The organism is Flexivirga endophytica, assembly GCF_014640635.1.
GTDB lineage: Bacteria > Actinomycetota > Actinomycetes > Actinomycetales > Dermatophilaceae > Flexivirga > Flexivirga endophytica.
Genome location: NZ_BMHI01000001.1, coordinates 913,713 through 931,637, shown reverse-complemented (window position 1 = coordinate 931,637; position 17,925 = coordinate 913,713). Strand labels below are relative to the sequence as shown.

The window sequence follows — 17,925 nt, the reverse complement described above, 5'->3', positions numbered from 1 at the left end:
AACCCGCCCGCTCGACCGCGCTCCGCACCTAGGCTGGCCGGCATGGAGTTGCGAGATGCCGTGCTGCGCCGCCGGATGGTGCGCCGTTTCGACGCCGACCGGGACGTGCCCGAGGAGACCGTGCTGCGGCTGTTGGAGCTCGCGGTGCGGGCACCCAGCGCGGGGTTCAGCCAGGGCTGGGACTTCCTGGTGTTGCGCGGCGACGAACGTGACGCGTTCTGGGCGGCGACCAGCGATGACGGCATACCCGACGCCTGGTTGCGCGGGGTGAGCGCGGCGCCGGTGCTGATCGTCTGCTGCTCGGACAAGAACGCCTACCTGCGCCGCTATGCCCGCGACGACAAACCGTGGAAAGACCAGTCCGAGGAACACTGGCCGGTGCCCTACTGGGACGTGGACACCGGTATGGCGGCGATGCTGATGCTGCTCGGTGCCGCCGACGAGAACCTCGGCGCGCTCTTCTTCGGTGTCCCGGTGGAGCGCCTCGACGCGGTGCGCGAGGAGTTCGGCATACCTGCTGATCGGGGCATCGTCGGCGTTGTCGCGGTCGGTCACCCGGCCGAGTCGAGGCCGTCCGGCAGCACGCGTGCGGTGCGCCGTCGCGACTTCGGAGAGGTCGCGCACTTCGGCCGGTTCGGTGCCACGGCCGACCTAGCATGATCGACATGACTTCACGTCCGGTGCGCATCGCCGTTCAGATCCAGCCACAGCACGCGACCTACAACCAGATCCGGGACGCGCTGCGTCGTGCCGAGGACCTCGGCGCCGACGTGGCTTTCAACTGGGACCACTTCTATCCGCTGAACGGCGACCCGGACGGCAAGCACTTCGAGTGCTGGACGATGCTCGCGGCCTGGGCCGAGCAGACATCGCGGATTCAGCTCGGCGCCCTGGTGACGTGCAACAGCTATCGCAACCCCGACCTGCTGGCTGACATGGCGCGCACCGTCGACCACATCTCCGGCGGCCGACTCATCCTCGGCATCGGGTCCGGCTGGTTCGAGAAGGACTACGAGCAATACGGATTCGACTTCAAGACCGCCGGTCGGCGGCTCGACGACCTGGCTGCGGCACTCCCCCGCATCGAGTCGCGGCTGGCCGCTCTCAACCCGACACCGGTCGGCCGGCTGCCGATGCTGATCGGTGGTGGCGGCGAGAAGAAGACGCTGCGTCTGGTGGCGCAGCACGCGAACATCTGGCACAGCTTCGCCGACGCCGAGGTGCTCTCGCACAAACTCGAGGTGCTGCGCGGGCACTGCGACGCCATCGGCCGTCCGATGGAGGAAATCGAGATCTCCGTGGGCGTCGGCGGTCGTGGCCGCGACGGCATCGCCCCGACCGTCGCCGACGAGATCGGCAAGCCGTTGTACGACCTGGGTGCGCGGCTGTTCACCGTGCCCGTCGGCGGGCCCGACTACGACTTCGCCGACCTGCAGGACTGGATCGTATGGCGAGACCGGATGAACGCCTGAAGGTTACCCCCGCCGTAGTTACGAATAATGGCTTCCCTCAAGGGATTCGGCACGTACGCTGCGCTGGTGAAAGCAGCACATCTCGGCCTTCTCGGCACTCTGACGATCGCGTCGCTGACGCTTGCCGGGTGCAACGCGGGCCAGGACGCCGCCGTGACGACGCCGACCCGGACCGTCGTGCAGACGGTCACGTCGACGTCCGTTGTCACGGCCCCCACGGCGCGTTCCACGTCGACGCACCGGCCGGCAGCGACACGCACGGCATCGAGAACGGCCGCCACCTCCAAGGCGACCGCGACTTCCACCTCGACGTCGCGGCGGGCGGCTCAGCCTCCGGCCGCGCCGCGTGCGACCAGCGCACCGCGTTCCACCACGACCGCTCCCCCGGTCGCGGTGCAGCCGGCACCGCGTCATACGACCACACGGGCGCCCGTCCCCCTGAAGGCGACGACGACCACGGGCGCCTGCAACATCAAGGGCAACATCAGCTCGTCGGGCGAGAAGATCTACCACGTCCCGGGCCAGCGCTACTACGACGTCACCAAGATCTCGCTGGGCAAGGGTGAGCGTTGGTTCTGCTCGGAGTCCGACGCGGTCGCGGCCGGCTGGCGGCCTGCGAAGGTCTGATTCCTGTCCCGGATGAGGTGATCCTCGTCCCCTGACGGCGTTCACCGAGTGTCGGTGACGCGGCTTCGCGCGCTGTGAGAGAAGATGATCGGCGCTACGACAGAGCGATCAGCAGGACATTCGAAGGGCAGCAATGGCGCGCAAGAAGACGAGTGATACCGAGTACATCGACGATGCGCAGCAGAACATCGTCGACATCGATGTCGACGATGAGATGCAGTCGGCATACCTCGAGTACGCCTACTCGGTCATCTACTCCCGCGCCATCCCGGACGCGCGCGACGGCCTGAAGCCGGTGCAGCGGCGCATCCTCTACGCGATGGACGAGATGCGGCTCTACCCCGAGCGCAACCATGTGAAGTCCTCCCGCGTCGTCGGCGAGGTCATGGGTAAATACCACCCGCACGGTGACACTGCGATCTACGACGCGATCGTCCGCCAGGCGCAGGACTTCACGATGCGACTGCCGCTTGTCGACGGCCACGGCAACTTCGGCTCCCTGGACAACGGCCCGGCCGCCTCCCGATACACCGAGGTCCGACTTGCCGGTGCCGCGCTGGAGCTGACCCGGTCGCTGAACGAGAACACCGTCGACTTCGTCCCCAACTACGACGAGAGCGAGCAGCAGCCCGACGTCCTGCCGGCTGCATTCCCCAACCTGCTCGTCAACGGCGCCAGCGGCATCGCGGTCGGTATGGCGACCAACATGGCCCCGCACAACCTTGGCGAGGTCGTCGCGGCCGCACGTCACCTGATCAACCACCCGGACTCCTCACTGGACGACCTGATGAAGTTCGTGCCGGGTCCGGACCTGCCGTGCGGCGGACGCATCGTAGGTTTGGACGGCATCCGTGACGCCTACCTGACCGGCCGCGGTTCGTTCCGCACCCGCGCCACCTGCACCATCGAAAACCTCACGCCACGAAGGAAATCCATCGTGGTGACCGAGCTGCCCTACATGGTCGGCGCGGAGAAGGTCATCGAGCGGATGAAGGACCTGGTCCAGGCCAAGAAGCTGCAAGGCATCTCCGACGTCAACGACCTGTCCGACATGAAGGGTATGAAGCTGGTCATCGACGTGAAGAACGGTTTCAACCCCGAGGCCGTGCTGGAGGCGCTCTACAAGCACACCCCGATGGAGGAATCCTTCGGCATCAACAACGTGGCGCTGGTCGAAGGCCAGCCGCGCACGCTGGGGCTGAAGGAACTGCTCACCGTCTACGTCGACTTCCGCATCGACGTCGTCCGCCGTCGCACCGCCTTCCGGTTGAAGAAGGCGACCGACCGACTGCACCTGGTCAACGGTCTGCTGACCGCGATCCTCGACATCGACGAGGTCATCCAGGTCATTCGCACGTCGGACGACGCCGAGACTGCACGGACCCGGCTCATGCAGGTCTTCGACCTGGACCAGGTGCAGGCCGACTACATCCTCGAGCTGCGACTGCGACGACTGACGAAGTTCAGCCGGATCGAGCTGGAGAAGGAACAGACCGAGCTGCGGGAGCAGATCGCCGCACTGCAGGCGATCCTGGACGACGAGAAGCTGCTCCGCAAAACGGTGTCCAACGAGCTGGCCGATGTGGTCAAGACGCACGGGACACCGCGGCGCACCGTGCTACTCGAGGGCAACGGCATCAAGACGGCTGCAACCGCCGCACCGCTCGAGGTGTCGGACGACCCGTGCTGGGTGCTGCTTTCGTCCTCCGGACTTCTCGCGCGCACGACCGACGACACCCCGCTGTCCAGCGACGGTGCGCGCCGCAAGCACGACCTGGTCACCTCCCGGGTGCGCACCAGCGCCCGTGGCGACTTCGGGGTGGTGACCTCGGGCGGTCGGATGGTGCGCCTCAACGCGATCGACCTGCCCACGCTGCCCCCGACCAACGATGCGCCGGTCCTGGCCGGCGGAGCGCCACTGGCGGCATACATCGACCTCGGCAAGGGTGAGCAGCCCCTGGCACTCGCGTCCCTGTCTCCCGAGTCGAAGGGTCTGGCGATCGGCACCGAGCGCGGCGTCGTCAAGCGCGTCAATCCGGACTACCCGGGCAAGGACTCCTTCGAGGTGATCTCGCTCAAGGACAGCGACAAGGTCGTCGGCGCGGTCGATGTCGTCACCGGCGAGGAGGATCTCACCTTCATCACGTCAGATGCTCACCTGCTGCGCTATGCCGCGAGTCTTGTTCGGCCACAAGGCCGTTCTGGTGGCGGTATGGCGGGCGTCAAGCTCGGAGCGGGAGCGCGTGCCCTGTGGTTCGGCAGCGTCGACACCTCGGCGCCTGCGGTCGTCGTGACCGGTGCCGGCTCCGCCGACGCACTGCCTGGCACCGGGCCCAAGTCGGTCAAGGTCACGCCGTATGACGAATACCCGACCAAGGGGCGCGCGACCGGAGGTGTCCGCTGCCAGCGGTTCGTGCGTGGCGAGGACGAGCTGGTCATCGCCTGGGCCGGCACCGCGCCGGCTCGCGCCGCCAGCCCGACCGGTGCCGCCGTCGAGTTGCCTGCTGCAGACGGCAAGCGGGACGGCAGCGGCGTGCCGCCGGCCGGTCAGATCGCGGCCGTTGGTGGTTCGTTCCCGGCCGCGTCGGCCGAGTAGGCCCGGCGGCAGGTGAGCAGCGGCCGAGTAGGGCTCGTCACGCCTCCGGTCGGGTGTGTGCTGGTTGCGCTGCTCATGATCGTCCTGGACTGGCTCGGGGTGCTGACCATCACGCTCGCCGCAGCAACCTGCGCTGGGACGGGCCTTTCCGCCGCGTCCGACCTGGTGACTGGAGCGACTTACACCGTGCTGGAACGACCTACACCGGCCGGCTGCCGCGTGGTTCTGCGGGAGTCGTCGTTCCTGATGTCTGCGGACGGGCAGGCCTACGAAGTCGAGCCCCTGGGGATCGGACATCGAGTGGCTTCCTGGCAGGTTGACGACGGTTACCGACCCATATCCCATGGAACCTATGAGCTGAGCTGGTCACGGGACAGGGGCAGCCTTCACGTTGACGGAGCACCGCAGGACCCAGTGGTCAGCGGTGCTGGGCCTCACGAGCTGAGCTGCTGACTGCGTGACTGTGTGCGACGAGACTCTCGCACCTGCACAACTCAGACCGCGGTCACCTTCCGGGCTCTGACTGCCTGAGCGAATTCGATGTTCATCAGTGTCCGTGAGATCGACGATTTGGTGGGTGGCGGGTGTCCCGGTGGTGCGGGTGGTCGGCTGCTGGCGGTCAGTCCGCCTGTCATGACGTAGGTTTCGCCGGCGTCTCCGCCGACGAGGTAGTCGGGGTGTTCCTTGACGTAGTTGCATCGCTCGCAGAGCCCTTGGGCGTTGCGTTCGGTCGTCGCGCCACCTTTGGTGTGCGGCGTGATGTGGTCGGTATGACGGATCGGTGCGTCGCAGAACGGGGTCCGGCAGGTCTGGTCCCGCAGTGCGATGAAGTCGGCGAGGAGTCCCGTGTAGCAGCGGGCGGTTGACTCCATGCCGACCAGGTCACCGGTGCCGGGGTAGGAGAACAGGCGTCGGATCCTGGCTGCCTTCTCCGGGTCCGTGATCCACTCGCGCGCCAGGTCGGCGGGCACCGGTCCGTAGCCGGGCACGTCCGCCGGGGTGTCTCCGGTCAAGGAGTCCAGCGGCAGGACGAGGTCGACGTGCACGTCGACCCCGGTCGCCACAGTGCGGCCGGTGATGCGTTCGACGAGGGTGTCGGCCATGACCTGGCCGCGGGGGTGTTCGGCAGTGGCGGTCGCGGCGGCCGCGGATTTGAGTGCCGCGAAGCAGGCCACGCCGTCCTTGACCGGCAGCAACGCGGTCAGGTAGGTCATGCAGTCCGGAGCCGGTCGCAGGCTGACGCGGCGTTCGGACTCGGCCCTGGCGCGGCGGGCGGTGGCCGCTTCCGGGTCGGCCCGGTAGGCGGCTGCTTGTGCGGTTGCGATCAGTCGCCGATGCGACGTGGTGCCCAGGTCGCCCGCGATCGCGCCATCGACGTACGCCCGGTCGTCCTTGCTCAGGCAGGCGGTTGCTGCCACCAGGGCTGTCGCGTCGCGTTCGCCGATCACGCCGGCTGCCAGGGCCGCGAAGGTGTTGGGCATCTCGTCCACCATCGCGTGGGCGAGCCCCAGCAGCCGGGAGCCCAGGTGCGGGGACGATCGGCGGGCCAAAGCGATGTCGGAACCGACCTTCTGAGCGGTCCTGGCACGATCGATGCCCCGCGGGATGTCCGACGCTCGTTGCGCTCGGTGCGCTGCGACACTCAGGCGAGCCTGCCGGGCGGCGATGGCGTTCTTGGCTTCCTCCAGCGCCCGTGTCTCAGCCAGCAGCTCCTCAAGACCGTCGCCGGTGATGGTCTCGTCGAGCCGGTCATGGAAAGCGCGCACCACGGACGCATCGAAGGCGCCCGCGCTGCCTTCGCCTGCGTCCGTGATTGCATCGATCATGTGTTCGAGTATACCCGAATAGTAAACAACGGCAACGATTTTAGCCCACGAATGTTATCCACATCCCCTCCGAGACGAGTGGGGGATGTGGACAACCCGAGCGCCCGCGTACCCGGGCCGGCAAGGTGCGCGACACCCGCCGACACCCGGCGGTCCGCAGCAGCGGGGCGCTCCGTAACCTGGCCGCGAACACTCACTCGAGAGCCAGACGGGACCTCAGCGATGACAACGCATGCCGAGCCACGACCGCCGTCCGCCTGCTCGATGCAGTGGGATGACGCGGAGCTTCCCGCGTGGGGCACGGCGTCATACGCACGCTTCTGGGTGTGCCTGGAGCAGAACGGCCCGTGGGGGCACAGCGCGATCACGCAGTCGCACCTGGACCCGGAGATCGGCGCCACGCTGGAGCGCGCCTGCGCCGACCACGGCGGCCGGTTGCTGCTCATCCGGCGACCCGGCCCACATGCGGACGAGCCGCACGAGGGTGCCCACACAGTGCTGATCGCCGGCTGCCTCGAGCGCGACCCGTGGTTACTGACCGGCGAGATCGACGACCCCGCGCAACTCCTCGCGCTGCCCTGGGACCTGCTGCTCGAAGACGACCCGGACGCGGCGACCGAGCGACTGCCCGAGCTCGAGGAGACCCGCGACCCGGCGTTGCTGGTCTGCACCAACGGCAAGCGCGACGTGTGCTGCGCCGTCCGCGGCCGACCGATCGCGCTGCAAGCCTCCGCCACTCATCCCGGCGCCGTCTGGGAGTGCTCTCACACGGGCGGGCACCGCTTCTCCCCCACCGGCATCGCCTTGCCGTCCGGGCAGACCTACGCACGACTGACCGGCGAGTTGGCAGAGCTCGCCCTGCAGGCCGAGCGCCGACGCGAGGTTCCGGACGAGCTCGCGAATGCCACGCACAACCGTGGCCGCAGCTGCTTCAAGTCGCCGGTGCAGGTGGCCGAAGCCTTTGTGCGACAGCACATTTCGGAGCGAAAGGGTGCGGCTTTGACGGCGTCCGGCTCGCAAGCGGCTGACGGCGTATGGCGATGCGAGGTCTCCCACAACGACGGACGCTCCTGGACGGTCGACGTCACGAGCGAGGACGGGCCGGAGCTGCGCGCATCGTGCGCGAAGACCCCCGGTCCGAGCACCGTATGGCGTGCTACACCGACACAGTAGGTCTCAGAGCTTCAGGTACATCACGTGCAGGCCGACGAGCCCGTCCTGTGGATGCCGGAACGCTGCGGGCACAGTGCCGATCACCTGGAACCCCAACGACTTCCACAGCCGGACCGCGACCGTGTTGCTCTCCACCACGGCGTTGAACTGGATCGAATCGAAACCCGCGTCCCGCAGCCACTGCACGACGTACTCGCCGAGCAGCCGGCCGACACCCCGACCGCGCGCGGCCGAGCCCACCATGAAGCTGGCCGTCCCCACATGCGCGCCGGCGCCAGGTCGGTTGGGTCCCATGTGCGCACTGCCGAGCACCGTTCCGTCGACGTCGTCGACCGCCACCACCGTGCAGCCCGGCGGCATCTCGAGCCACATCTCGCGAGCGTCGTCCTCGCTCAGGTCAGCGGGCAGCGCGTAGGTGTCCCCCGCCGCCACGACCTCCTGGATAATCGGCCAGATGCTCGCCCAGTCACGCTCAGTTGCGTTGCGAATACTGATCATTCGCCGACCCGTCCGTCGATCGACTGCCGGATCAGGTCGGCATGCCCGTTGTGTCGGGCGTACTCCTCGATCATGTGTGCGACGATCCACCGCAACGTGAACGGCTCGCCAGTTTGCCTGTCCGGCTTGATCGACAACGCGTCGAACCCGTCGCCCGCGAGCGCTCGCTCGATGCCGGCATCGGCGATCGCCACCGACTCCTCGTAGAGCGCGGCCAGCGGCACGGGGTCGTCCGACGCACCCGTGCGCCATTCCCAGTCCGGATCGTCGTCCCAGTCGACCGACGCCCACGGTTGCGGCTCGTCGGCTCCGTGCAGCACCTGGTGGAACCACCAGGCCTCCACCAGTGCCAGATGTTTGACCATCCCGCCGAGCGTCATGTCCGAGGGCGGCAGCGTTGCGGCGAGGCCGGCCGACGTCAGCCCGCCCGTCTTCCACCGGAACGTGTCCCGTTGGTAGCGCAGGAAGCCCAGCAGCGTCGCGATCTCGTTCGCGTGAACCGGTGGATCGACGCGTGCGGTCGCGTCGGGATCGGGAGTGGCGTCAGTGACAGAGGTCATGGCACGAACCTACGAGCAACCTGCGACACCTCGCCATCGAGTTCTCGGCCGTTCTCGTTCTAGGCTGCTGCCATGGCGAGCATCCGGATTGCACAGGACGAAACTGCCGACCAGCTTCTCTCCACCGACCCGTTCGCGCTGATGGTGGGCATGTTGCTGGATCAGCAGTACGGCATGGAGCACGCGTTCCGCGGCCCCGCGAAGATCGTCGACAAGCTCGGCACCCTGGACCCAGGGACGATCGCGGCCCAGGACCCCGAGAAGTTCGCCGACCTCTGCTCGACGCCACCGGCCATCCACCGTTACGCACGCTCGATGGCCGGCCGTGTGCAGCAACTGGCGCAGGCCGTCATCGACGACTACGACGGAGACGCCTCGAACCTCTGGACGACAGCCGGCACCACTGCCGAGTTGCTGAAGCGGCTCAAGGCGCTGCCCGGCTTCGGCGACCAGAAGGCCCGCATCTTCGCCGCGCTCCTCGGCAAGCAGCTGGACGTCACACCGGACGGCTGGCGCGCGGCGATCGGCCCGTATGCCGAGCCCGGCTCGTTCCGATCCGTCGCCGACGTCGTGGACGAGACCTCGCTGCAGAAGGTCCGCGAGTTCAAGAAGAGCGCCAAGGCTGCGGCGAAGGCGAAGGCCACGCCGTGAAGATCCGGGCCGAGGTGACGACCGAGCCGTTCCACGGTGAGGGCGAGTTGCCCAGCCACGTCACAGCCGCTGCTGACGCACTGCGCGCCGGAGGGTTCGACCCCGACCTGGGTCCGCTGGGGACCACCGTGCACGGGGACGCCGATGCCGTCACCGCCGCGATGCGCGACGCCGCACAAGCCGCGCTGGCGGCCGGGGCGACACGTGTCAGCCTGCAACTCGAGCGTGTCGATGACTGACGCCATACCCTCCGCCGAGGAGCTCGCCACCGCCCTGCAGCCGTTGCTGCATCGCGTCGGTGCCGCCGTGGTCGATGACGAGCCACGACCCGGCGACATCCCGATCACCTTGCAGGACACCACGATTCACGTGCGCGTACGCGACGAGCGAGACTTGTCCGACGGTCTCGCCCGATTGATCCAGACCGTCGAGCACGAGCTGGGCGGGCAGTTGTCCGAGCTACCCCGAGCGCGCAAGCAGCACGCTGTGCGGCTGCTGGAGGAGCGCGGCGCCTTCGAGATGCGGCACTCCGCGGAGACCGTCGCCGAAGCCATGGGCATGTCCCGCTTCACGATCTACAACTATCTGAACCGGGTTCGCGTCGACAGCTGACACGAACCAACGCTGCGAGGAGTGCGGCCAAAAACGCCGCGACGACGATCGCGCGCCGGCCGGGCACGCTGGGAGCCTGCGACCGGCGGCACGGGCATCGTTCGTGAGGAGTGCGGCCAAACAACATTTCAACAAACCGTTGACGCGAATGTGAGCTACGGCATACTCTCTTCCACGCGAATCAATTTCATATCTCGAAATTTCTATTCCGTATAAGCGAATGACGACGACGTAGACCCTCCGGGTCGACGCCTACGCGAGCGGCGCCCAGCCGTGAACGCGCCTCGCATGACCAGCGGAATCGCCCCGGCCGGGCCGCGAAAGCGCGAAGATGCCCCTGCCACCCATCATTGATGTCCCCTCCTGGGCCTCTGGAAGGACCGCTCACAATGTCTGCTGCCATCGCCGAGGACGTGCGCCCACGCGCAAAGCATCCCGTCGACGAAGTACTGCCTCCGCAACAACTCGCCGTCTACGGTCTCCAGCACGTGTTGGCGTTCTACGCCGGCGCCGTCATCGTGCCCATCCTGCTGGCCGGTGCGATCGGACTGAACTCCGACCAGTTGATCCACCTGATCAACGCCGACCTGTTCACCTGCGGCATCGCCTCGCTGCTGCAGGCCATCGGCTTCTGGAAGGTCGGCGTCCGGCTGCCACTGCTGCAGGGCGTCACGTTCACCGCCGTCTCCCCGATGATCATCATCGGCGTCAACGCCGGCGGTGGCGTCAACGGTCTGCTCACCATCTACGGTGCGGTGCTCGTCTCTGGTGTCGTGACCTTCCTGCTCGCGCCATATTTCGGCAAGATCGTGCGGTTCTTCCCACCCGTCGTCACCGGCTCGGTCATCACCGTGATCGGCTTCTCGCTACTGCCCGTCGCGGCCGGTGACGCACTGCTGCGCTGGGATCCCAAGACGAACTCCTACAGCGCCTCGGTGCTGAGTACCGACGCGAACGGCAACTACCACCTGGCCGCCGGTGGTTGGAAGACCCTCTGCCTCGCGCTCGGCACCGTCCTCATCATCGTCATCATCCAGCGCTTGTTCCGCGGGTTCATCCAGACCATCGCGGTGCTGCTCGGCCTGGGCATCGGCACCGGCATCGCATGGTTCGCCGGCGAAGCGCACTTCGACGCGGTCAGCAGTTCCAGCTGGGTCGGCGTGACCACACCCTTCCACTTCGGTATGCCGAAATTCGCTCTCGCAGCGATCATCTCGATGGTGCTGGTCATGCTCGTCACCATGGTGGAGACCTGCGGTGACGTCTTCGCCACCGGCGAGATCGTCGGCAAGCGCGTCGACGGCGACGACGTCGCCAGGGCGTTGCGCGCCGACGGTCTGGCAACCTTCATCGGCGGCGTCTTCAACTCCTTCCCCTACACCTGCTTCGCGGAGAACGTCGGACTGGTCCGGCTGACCAAGATCAAGAGCCGGTATGTCGTCGCGACCGCCGCCGTCTTCATGATCTTCCTCGGTCTGCTGCCCAAGGCCGGGGCGATCGTCGCCGGCATACCGGCCTGCGTCCTCGGCGGCGCGGGACTGGCGATGTTCGCCACGGTTGCCGTGGTCGGCATCCAGACCCTCGGCAAGGTCGACTTCAACGACCACCGGAACGGCATCATCGTTGCCACCTCGCTCGGCCTGGCGATGCTGGTCACCGCCCAGCCCGGTGTGGCCACCCTGTTGCCGAAGGACTACCAGGTGTTCCTGGGGTCGGGCATCACCATCGGCTCGATATCGGCGTTCGTGCTCTACATGGTGTTCTTCCACATCGGCACCAGCCGCGGCGCCGGCGTCGCCACGAGCTCCACTGGCACCGTCATCGGCCTGGTTCAGGTCAACGCCATGACCAAGGAGGAGTTCGTGCAGACCTTCGAACCACTCTTCCATGGCAACTCGTGGATCATCGAGGACGCGTACGAGCAACGTCCGTTCAAGGACACTCCGGACCTGCGCGCATCGTTCCAGGAGGCGTTGTTCTCGGCATCGGACGAGAAGCAGCGCGCCCTGATCGCCGGCTACCCGGACCTCGGTAGCGTGGACGTCCCGGGTGGGGAGGTCGGCGAGGCCTCGACCCGCGACCGCGCAGCCATCATGCTCAGCCAGTTGCACGACGACGAGCGCGAGGAGCTGTCGACGCTGACGGCGGCATACCGGGAGAAGTTCGGCTTCCCGCTCGTCACCTGCGTCCGGGAGACCGAGTCGGTCGAGCAGCTCATGGAGCAGGGCCGCGCCCGACTCGACAACTCCCGGCAGCACGAGCTGGTGACCGCCCTGCTGGAGAGCGCGAAGATCGCCGGACACCGCTTCGACGACCTGGTCGCCGAGGCCGAGCCGCTCAACACCGCACGCAGCAGGATGGCGACCACCCCATGAGCGAGCGATCACAAGCACAGAGCGACGGCATTGCCCGGCGAAGGAGGGCGACTCCATGAGCATCACTGTCATCGACGGGTGCACGGTCGTCACCATGGATGCGGACCGCACCGAGCACGACGTCGGCCACATGGTCATCGACGGGTCCCGCATCCGGTCGGTCTCCCCCGGGCCCTATGTCCCCACGCGTGAGGAGGTGCAGATCGTCAACGGCGCCGGCTGCGTGCTCACCCCCGGTCTCGTCAACACGCACCACCACCTCTATCAGTGGGCGACCCGCGGGTATGCCGTGGACGCAACGCTTTTCGAGTGGCTGACGGCGCTCTACCCGGTGTGGGGCAACATTGACGAGCAGATCGTCGGACAGGCGGCTGCGGCGGGCATCGGGAAACTGGCGCTGTCCGGGTGCACCACGGTCATGGACCATCACTACGTCTTCCCGCGCGACGGCGGTGACGTGCTGGGCGCCGAGATCGCGGCAGCTGGCGACATCGGCGTCCGCTTCTTCGCCACCCGTGGCTCGATGGACCTCGGCCGGTCGGACGGTGGCCTGCCGCCGGACCACGTAGTGGAGTCGATCGACGAGATCCTGCAGGCGACGAGCGCCGCTATCGACACGCACCACGACGCGTCACCGGGCGCGTTGGTGCGGGTGGGAGTCGCACCGTGCTCACCCTTCTCGGTCACCACGGACCTGTTGCGGGAAGCAGCCGCACTGGCCCGCGACCGAGGGGTCCGGCTGCACACGCATCTCGCCGAGACGCTCGACGAGGACGACTACTGCCGTGAGCACTTCCGGCTGGCTCCGTTGGACTACATGGAGTCAGTGGGCTGGCTGGGCGACGACGTGTGGTTCGCACACGGGATCCACTTCGACGACAGGGCGATCCAGACGCTCGCCCGCACCGGCACCGGTGTCGCGCACTGCCCGTCCTCCAATGCGCGGCTGGGTGCGGGCGTATGCCGCACCAGCGACCTGCTTGCTGCCGGCGCCCCGGTCGGACTCGGCGTCGACGGAGCCGCCTCGAACGAGGCGACCTCGCTTCTCGAGGAGGCCCGGCACGCACTGCTGTTCGCCCGTGCGGTCGGCGGGCCGACAGCACTCGGCGTTCGTCAGGCACTGGAAGCGGCCACCATCGGTGGGGCGCGACTGCTGGGCTGGGAAGACCAGATCGGCTCCCTCGAGCCGGGCAAGCAGGCGGACCTGTGTCTCTGGCGGATGGACACGCTGGCGCACGCAGGCATCGCGGACCCGGTCGCCGGACTCGTGCTGGGAAGTCCGCCACCGCTCGACCTGGCCATGGTGGCGGGTCGTCCGGTCGTCCGTGACGGTCACCTGAGCCGAGCCGACGAGCACCTGCTTGCCCAGGGCGCGGCACACGCATCCGCACGGGTCTCCGTGCCGGTCCTGTCCGGCTGATCCACCCACGCACGCATGTGACACGAACACCACCGAAACCCCAAAATCCTTGTTCAACAAATTGTTGAGCCGTAGAGTTGACTCAGCCCACGGGTCCGGTCGTTCTGCATGGATAACCGATCGGAACTCGCCGATCGATGTGCAGCACCGCTGCACGCAACCATGCGACCACTTGACCGGGAAGCTCTGCTCTCCTGGCTCGAAAGGAGTCGCTGATGACTGACCCCGCGTCGCCGCTGGGCGTGACCGTCAACGGGCAACCGCGCGAGTTCACCGATGCCGCGCACACCAACCTGCTGGACTGGCTGCGTTCCGAAGGCCTCACCGGCGCCAAGGAAGGCTGCGCCGAAGGCGAGTGCGGAGCGTGCTCGGTGTTGGTCGCCCGGCCGGACGGTGACGACAGCACGCGCTGGACCGCGCTCAACGCCTGCCTGGTGCCCGCCGCGGCCTTCGCCGGTCAGGAGATCGTCACCTCCGAGGGCTTGGGCAGCCCGGACGCACTGCACCCGGTCCAGCAGGAGATGGCCGTCCGCGGCGGGTCCCAGTGTGGTTACTGCACACCAGGATTCGTCTGCAGTATGGCGGCCGAATACTACCGGCCGGAGCGGACGGCGCGGCCGGAGACCGCCCAGACGAACACAGGCTCTGAACGTGAAGATGAGGAACGAATCTTCACGTCAGAGCACGGCGCCAACGGCTTCGACCTGCACGCGTTGTCCGGCAACCTGTGTCGCTGCACCGGCTACCGGCCGATCCGCGACGCCGCCTATGCCCTCGGCGACGTCCCGGCCGAGGATCCGCTGGGTGCCCGGTGCAACGGACCCGCGCCGGCCGCCGAGCCCACGTCATACGAGCTGGACGGGCGGCGGTTCGTCCGCCCGGCCTCGCTGACCGAAGCACTCGAGATCCTGCGCGACAACCCGGACGCCGTGCCGGTCGCCGGCTGCACCGACTGGGGCGTCGACGTCAACATCAAGTCGGCGCGCGCCGACCTGGTCGTCGGCCTCGACCAGTTACCCGAGCTGCGCACCCTCGAGGAGAACGACTCCTACGTCGAACTCGGCGCGGGCCTCACCCTCAGCGAGATCGAGCGCGCACTCGACGGCCGGATCCCGTTGCTGGACAAGCTTTTCCCGCAGTTCGCCTCCCGGTTGATCCGCAACGGCGCCACCATCGGCGGCAACCTCGGCACCGGCTCCCCCATCGGTGACACCCCGCCCGCGCTGCTCGCCCTGGACGCCGAGCTCGTCCTCGTCGGCCTCGACGGTGTGCGAGTGGTGCCGCTCGCCGACTACTTCACCGGCTACCGACAGACCGTCCTGGCCGCCGGCGAGCTGATCCAGGCGGTGCGGATCCCGTTGCCGCTGTCCGGCATCACCGCGTTCCACAAGATCGCCAAGCGTCGTTTCGACGACATCTCCAGTGTCGCCATCGGCTACGCGATCGATGTCGCGGACGGTGTCGTGCGCAAGGCCCGCATCGGCCTGGGCGGCGTCGCCGCCACGCCACTGCGCGCCACCGCAGTCGAAGCCGCTCTGGTGGGCAAGCCCTGGACGGCGGAGACCGTCCGCGCCGCCGCCGCGCTGCTCCAGGAGGAGGGCACCCCCATGGACGACCACCGGGCCAGCAGCAAATACCGACGGGCGATGCTCGGCACGTCGCTGCGCAAGATCTACGCCGAGACCGCTTCCCAGGAAGGTGATGTGGCATGAGCACGCTGTCCGACCGACCCGCCAACCCCGTTGTCGGAGAGGCGGTTCCACACGGTGACGCTGTCGACCACGTGACCGGCGCCGCGCTCTACACCGACGACCTGGTCGGCCGCACCAAGGACCTGTTGCACGCCTACCCGGTGTCGGTCCCGCACGCGCACGCCCTCGTCACCCGGCTGGACACGGCACCGGCATACGACGTGCCCGGCGTCGTGCGAGTGCTGACCGTCGACGACGTGCCGGGAGTGAACGACTCGAACATCAACCACGACGAGCCGCTCTTCCCCACCGAGATCATGTTCTACGGGCACCCGGTGTGCTGGGTGCTCGGCGAGACGCTCGAGGCGGCCCGGCTCGGCGCTGCAGCGGTCGAGGTCGACTGCGAGGAGCTGCCGTCCATCGTGACGATCCCCGAGGCGATCGCCGCGGAGAGCTTCCAGGGTCGCGCGCCGACCGTGTCCCGCGGCGACGTCGACGCCGGTATGGCGGCGGCCACCCACGTCTTCAGTGGGACCTGGGAGGCCTCCGGCCAGGAGCAGTTCTACCTCGAGACCCAGGCGTCCATCGCGTATGTCGACGAGTCGGGCCAGGTCTTTATCCACTCCAGCACCCAGAACCCCAGCGAGACCCAAGAGATCGCGGCACACGTGCTGGATCTGAGCTCGTCCGAGGTCACCGTGCAGTGCCTGCGGATGGGTGGTGGCTTCGGCGGCAAGGAGACCCAGGCCAACGGGTATGCCGCCATCGCCGCGCTGGGCGCCAAGCTGACCGGTCGGCCGGTGCGGGTGCGGCTCAACCGCAACCAGGACATCCAGTTCACCGGCAAGCGACCCGACTTCCTGTCCACGTGGCAGGCCGGCTTCGACGACGACGGTCACCTGCTCGCCCTCAAGGTCGTGTTGACCGCTGACGGCGGGTGGAGCCTGGACCTGTGCCAGCCGGTGCTGTCGCGAGCCCTGTGTCACATCGACAACGCATATTGGATCCCCAACATCCAGGCGCACGGGCGCATCGCGAAGACCAACCGCACCTCGCACACCGCGTTCCGCGGTTTCGGCGGCCCGCAGGGCATGCTCGTGACCGAGAACATCCTCGGCACCGTCGCACCGCAACTCGGCCTGACGGGCGAAGAGATCCGGCAACGCAACTTCTACCGGTCCGCCGACCAGACGACGCCATACGGCCAGCGGGTGCGGCAGATCGAGCGGCTGCACCAGATCTGGGACGAGCTGCTCACCGGGAGCGACTTCGCGCAGCGGCAGCAGGAGATCGAGCGGTTCAACGCCACTCACGACGACACCAAGCGCGCCATCGCCGCGACGCCGGTGAAGTTCGGCATCTCCTTCAACAAGAGCTCGATGAACCAGGGCGGCGCCCTCGTGCTCGTCTACAAGGACGGCTCGGTGCTGGTCAACCACGGCGGCACCGAAATGGGGCAAGGCCTGCACACCAAGATGCTGCAGGTCGCAGCCACCGCCCTCGGACTGCCCCTGTCCAAGGTGCGACTGGCGCCGACCCGCACGGACAAGGTGCCCAACACCTCGGCGACGTCGGCCAGCACCGGCGCCGACCTGAACGGCGGCGCGGTCAAGCACGCCTGCGACCAGATCCGCGACCGGCTCGCGGTCGTCGCCGGCGGCTTCCTCGGCGTGCCACCGGCGGACGTTCGGTTCGCCGACGGAACGGCATACGGCCTCAACAGCGAGCGCGAGCCGATCCCATGGGAGGAGTTGGTGCGCACCGCCTACCTGCAGCGCATCCAGTTGCACGCTGCCGGCTACTACCGCACCGAGGGCCTGGAGTGGAACGAAGAGACCTACCAGGGCTCGCCGTTCAAGTACTTCTCGTATGGCGCGGCGGTCGCCGAGGTCGAGGTCGACGGCTTCACCGGTGCCTACCGCAACCGGAGGGTCGACATCGTCCACGACGTCGGTGACAGCCTGTCGCCGCTGATCGACATCGGCCAGATCGAAGGCGCCTTCGTGCAGGGAGCGGGCTGGCTCACGCTGGAGGACCAGCGCTGGGACGCCGGTGACGGGCCGACCCGTGGCCGGTTCTCGACACAAGCAGCAAGCACCTACAAGCTGCCGAGCTTCTCGGAGATGCCCGAGGTCTTCAACGTCACGATGTTCAAGAACGCCACGGAGGAAGGCGCGATCTACGGCTCCAAGGCCGTCGGCGAGCCACCGCTGATGCTGCCCTTCTCGGTGCGCGAAGCGCTGCGCAAGGCCGCCAACGCCTTCGGGCCGGCGGGCACCAGCGTGCACCTGGCGTCTCCGGCGACCCCGGAGGCCGTCTTCTGGGCGATCGAAGCCGCACGGGCGGAGTTGCCGAACGACGTTGCCGCACAGCAGATTCCGAACGCTGCCGATGCCGAGCAGCGCGTGCCTTCGGGGGTATGAC

General features: G+C 67.8%; 15 protein-coding genes. 12 read left to right on the top strand and 3 right to left on the bottom strand.

Going from position 1 to position 17,925, the window contains the following annotated elements; genetic code table 11:
- Window positions 1-42 precede the first annotated feature (42 nt).
- The 4 genes from IEX71_RS04275 to IEX71_RS04260 all read left to right on the top strand — a co-directional run bounded on the left by IEX71_RS04275 (window position 43) and on the right by IEX71_RS04260 (window position 4,695).
- Complete coding sequence (locus IEX71_RS04275; RefSeq protein WP_188835669.1) at window positions 43-660, top strand: nitroreductase family protein; 618 nt, start codon at window positions 43-45, stop codon at window positions 658-660.
- 5 nt (window positions 661-665) lie between these two features.
- A complete protein-coding gene (locus tag IEX71_RS04270) occupies window positions 666-1,472 on the top strand; it encodes an LLM class F420-dependent oxidoreductase (protein WP_188835668.1) in 807 nt (268 codons plus the stop codon).
- Window positions 1,473-1,538: 66 nt separating this feature from the next.
- Entirely contained in the window at window positions 1,539-2,099 is a 561-nt protein-coding gene (locus IEX71_RS22410) for a sunset domain-containing protein (RefSeq protein WP_229749448.1), read from the top strand.
- Between the two features lie 133 nt (window positions 2,100-2,232).
- Entirely contained in the window at window positions 2,233-4,695 is a 2,463-nt protein-coding gene (locus IEX71_RS04260; protein ID WP_188835667.1) for a DNA gyrase/topoisomerase IV subunit A, read from the top strand.
- A 494-nt stretch (window positions 4,696-5,189) separates the two neighbouring features.
- Here IEX71_RS04260 and IEX71_RS04255 read toward each other — a convergent pair whose 3' ends face one another.
- Complete coding sequence (locus tag IEX71_RS04255) at window positions 5,190-6,521, bottom strand: HNH endonuclease (protein ID WP_188835666.1); 1,332 nt, start codon at window positions 6,519-6,521, stop codon at window positions 5,190-5,192.
- A 222-nt stretch (window positions 6,522-6,743) separates the two neighbouring features.
- On the opposite strand from IEX71_RS04255, the gene IEX71_RS04250 reads away from it, so the two are divergent.
- Entirely contained in the window at window positions 6,744-7,694 is a 951-nt protein-coding gene (locus IEX71_RS04250) for a ferredoxin family protein (RefSeq protein ID WP_188835665.1), read from the top strand.
- A gap of 3 nt (window positions 7,695-7,697) precedes the next feature.
- On the opposite strand, the gene IEX71_RS04245 is transcribed toward IEX71_RS04250, so the two are convergent.
- A complete protein-coding gene (locus tag IEX71_RS04245) occupies window positions 7,698-8,192 on the bottom strand; it encodes a GNAT family N-acetyltransferase (protein WP_188835664.1) in 495 nt (164 codons plus the stop codon).
- The gene (locus IEX71_RS04240; protein WP_188835663.1) at window positions 8,189-8,752 is read right to left on the bottom strand and encodes a DinB family protein; all 564 of its coding nucleotides are present in this window, start codon (window positions 8,750-8,752) and stop codon (window positions 8,189-8,191) included. Before IEX71_RS04240 ends, IEX71_RS04245 begins: the two co-directional genes overlap by 4 nt.
- Window positions 8,753-8,824: 72 nt before the next feature.
- On the opposite strand from IEX71_RS04240, the gene IEX71_RS04235 reads away from it, so the two are divergent.
- The 7 genes from IEX71_RS04235 (at window position 8,825) to xdhB (ending at window position 17,924) form a co-directional block, all read left to right on the top strand.
- Window positions 8,825-9,403 carry an HhH-GPD-type base excision DNA repair protein gene (locus IEX71_RS04235; protein ID WP_188835662.1) on the top strand — a complete coding sequence of 193 codons (579 nt, stop codon included), beginning with the start codon at window positions 8,825-8,827 and terminating at the stop codon, window positions 9,401-9,403.
- On the top strand, window positions 9,400-9,642 hold the full coding sequence (locus IEX71_RS04230) for a thiamine-binding protein (protein ID WP_188835661.1): 243 nt from the start codon (window positions 9,400-9,402) through the stop codon (window positions 9,640-9,642). The genes IEX71_RS04235 and IEX71_RS04230 overlap by 4 nt, the downstream gene beginning before the upstream one ends.
- Complete coding sequence (locus IEX71_RS04225) at window positions 9,635-10,015, top strand: helix-turn-helix domain-containing protein (protein WP_229749483.1); 381 nt, start codon at window positions 9,635-9,637, stop codon at window positions 10,013-10,015. Before IEX71_RS04230 ends, IEX71_RS04225 begins: the two co-directional genes overlap by 8 nt.
- Before the next feature lie 389 nt (window positions 10,016-10,404).
- A complete protein-coding gene (gene uraD, locus IEX71_RS04220) occupies window positions 10,405-12,390 on the top strand; it encodes a 2-oxo-4-hydroxy-4-carboxy-5-ureidoimidazoline decarboxylase (RefSeq protein WP_188835659.1) in 1,986 nt (661 codons plus the stop codon).
- 55 nt (window positions 12,391-12,445) lie between these two features.
- A complete protein-coding gene (locus IEX71_RS04215; protein ID WP_188835658.1) occupies window positions 12,446-13,810 on the top strand; it encodes an 8-oxoguanine deaminase in 1,365 nt (454 codons plus the stop codon).
- 215 nt (window positions 13,811-14,025) lie between these two features.
- Window positions 14,026-15,522 (top strand): xanthine dehydrogenase small subunit, encoded by a 1,497-nt coding sequence (locus IEX71_RS04210; RefSeq protein ID WP_188835657.1) that lies wholly within the window; start codon window positions 14,026-14,028, stop codon window positions 15,520-15,522.
- The gene (xdhB, locus tag IEX71_RS04205; protein WP_188835656.1) at window positions 15,519-17,924 is read left to right on the top strand and encodes a xanthine dehydrogenase molybdopterin binding subunit; all 2,406 of its coding nucleotides are present in this window, start codon (window positions 15,519-15,521) and stop codon (window positions 17,922-17,924) included. Before IEX71_RS04210 ends, xdhB begins: the two co-directional genes overlap by 4 nt.
- Window position 17,925: the final 1 nt, after the last annotated feature.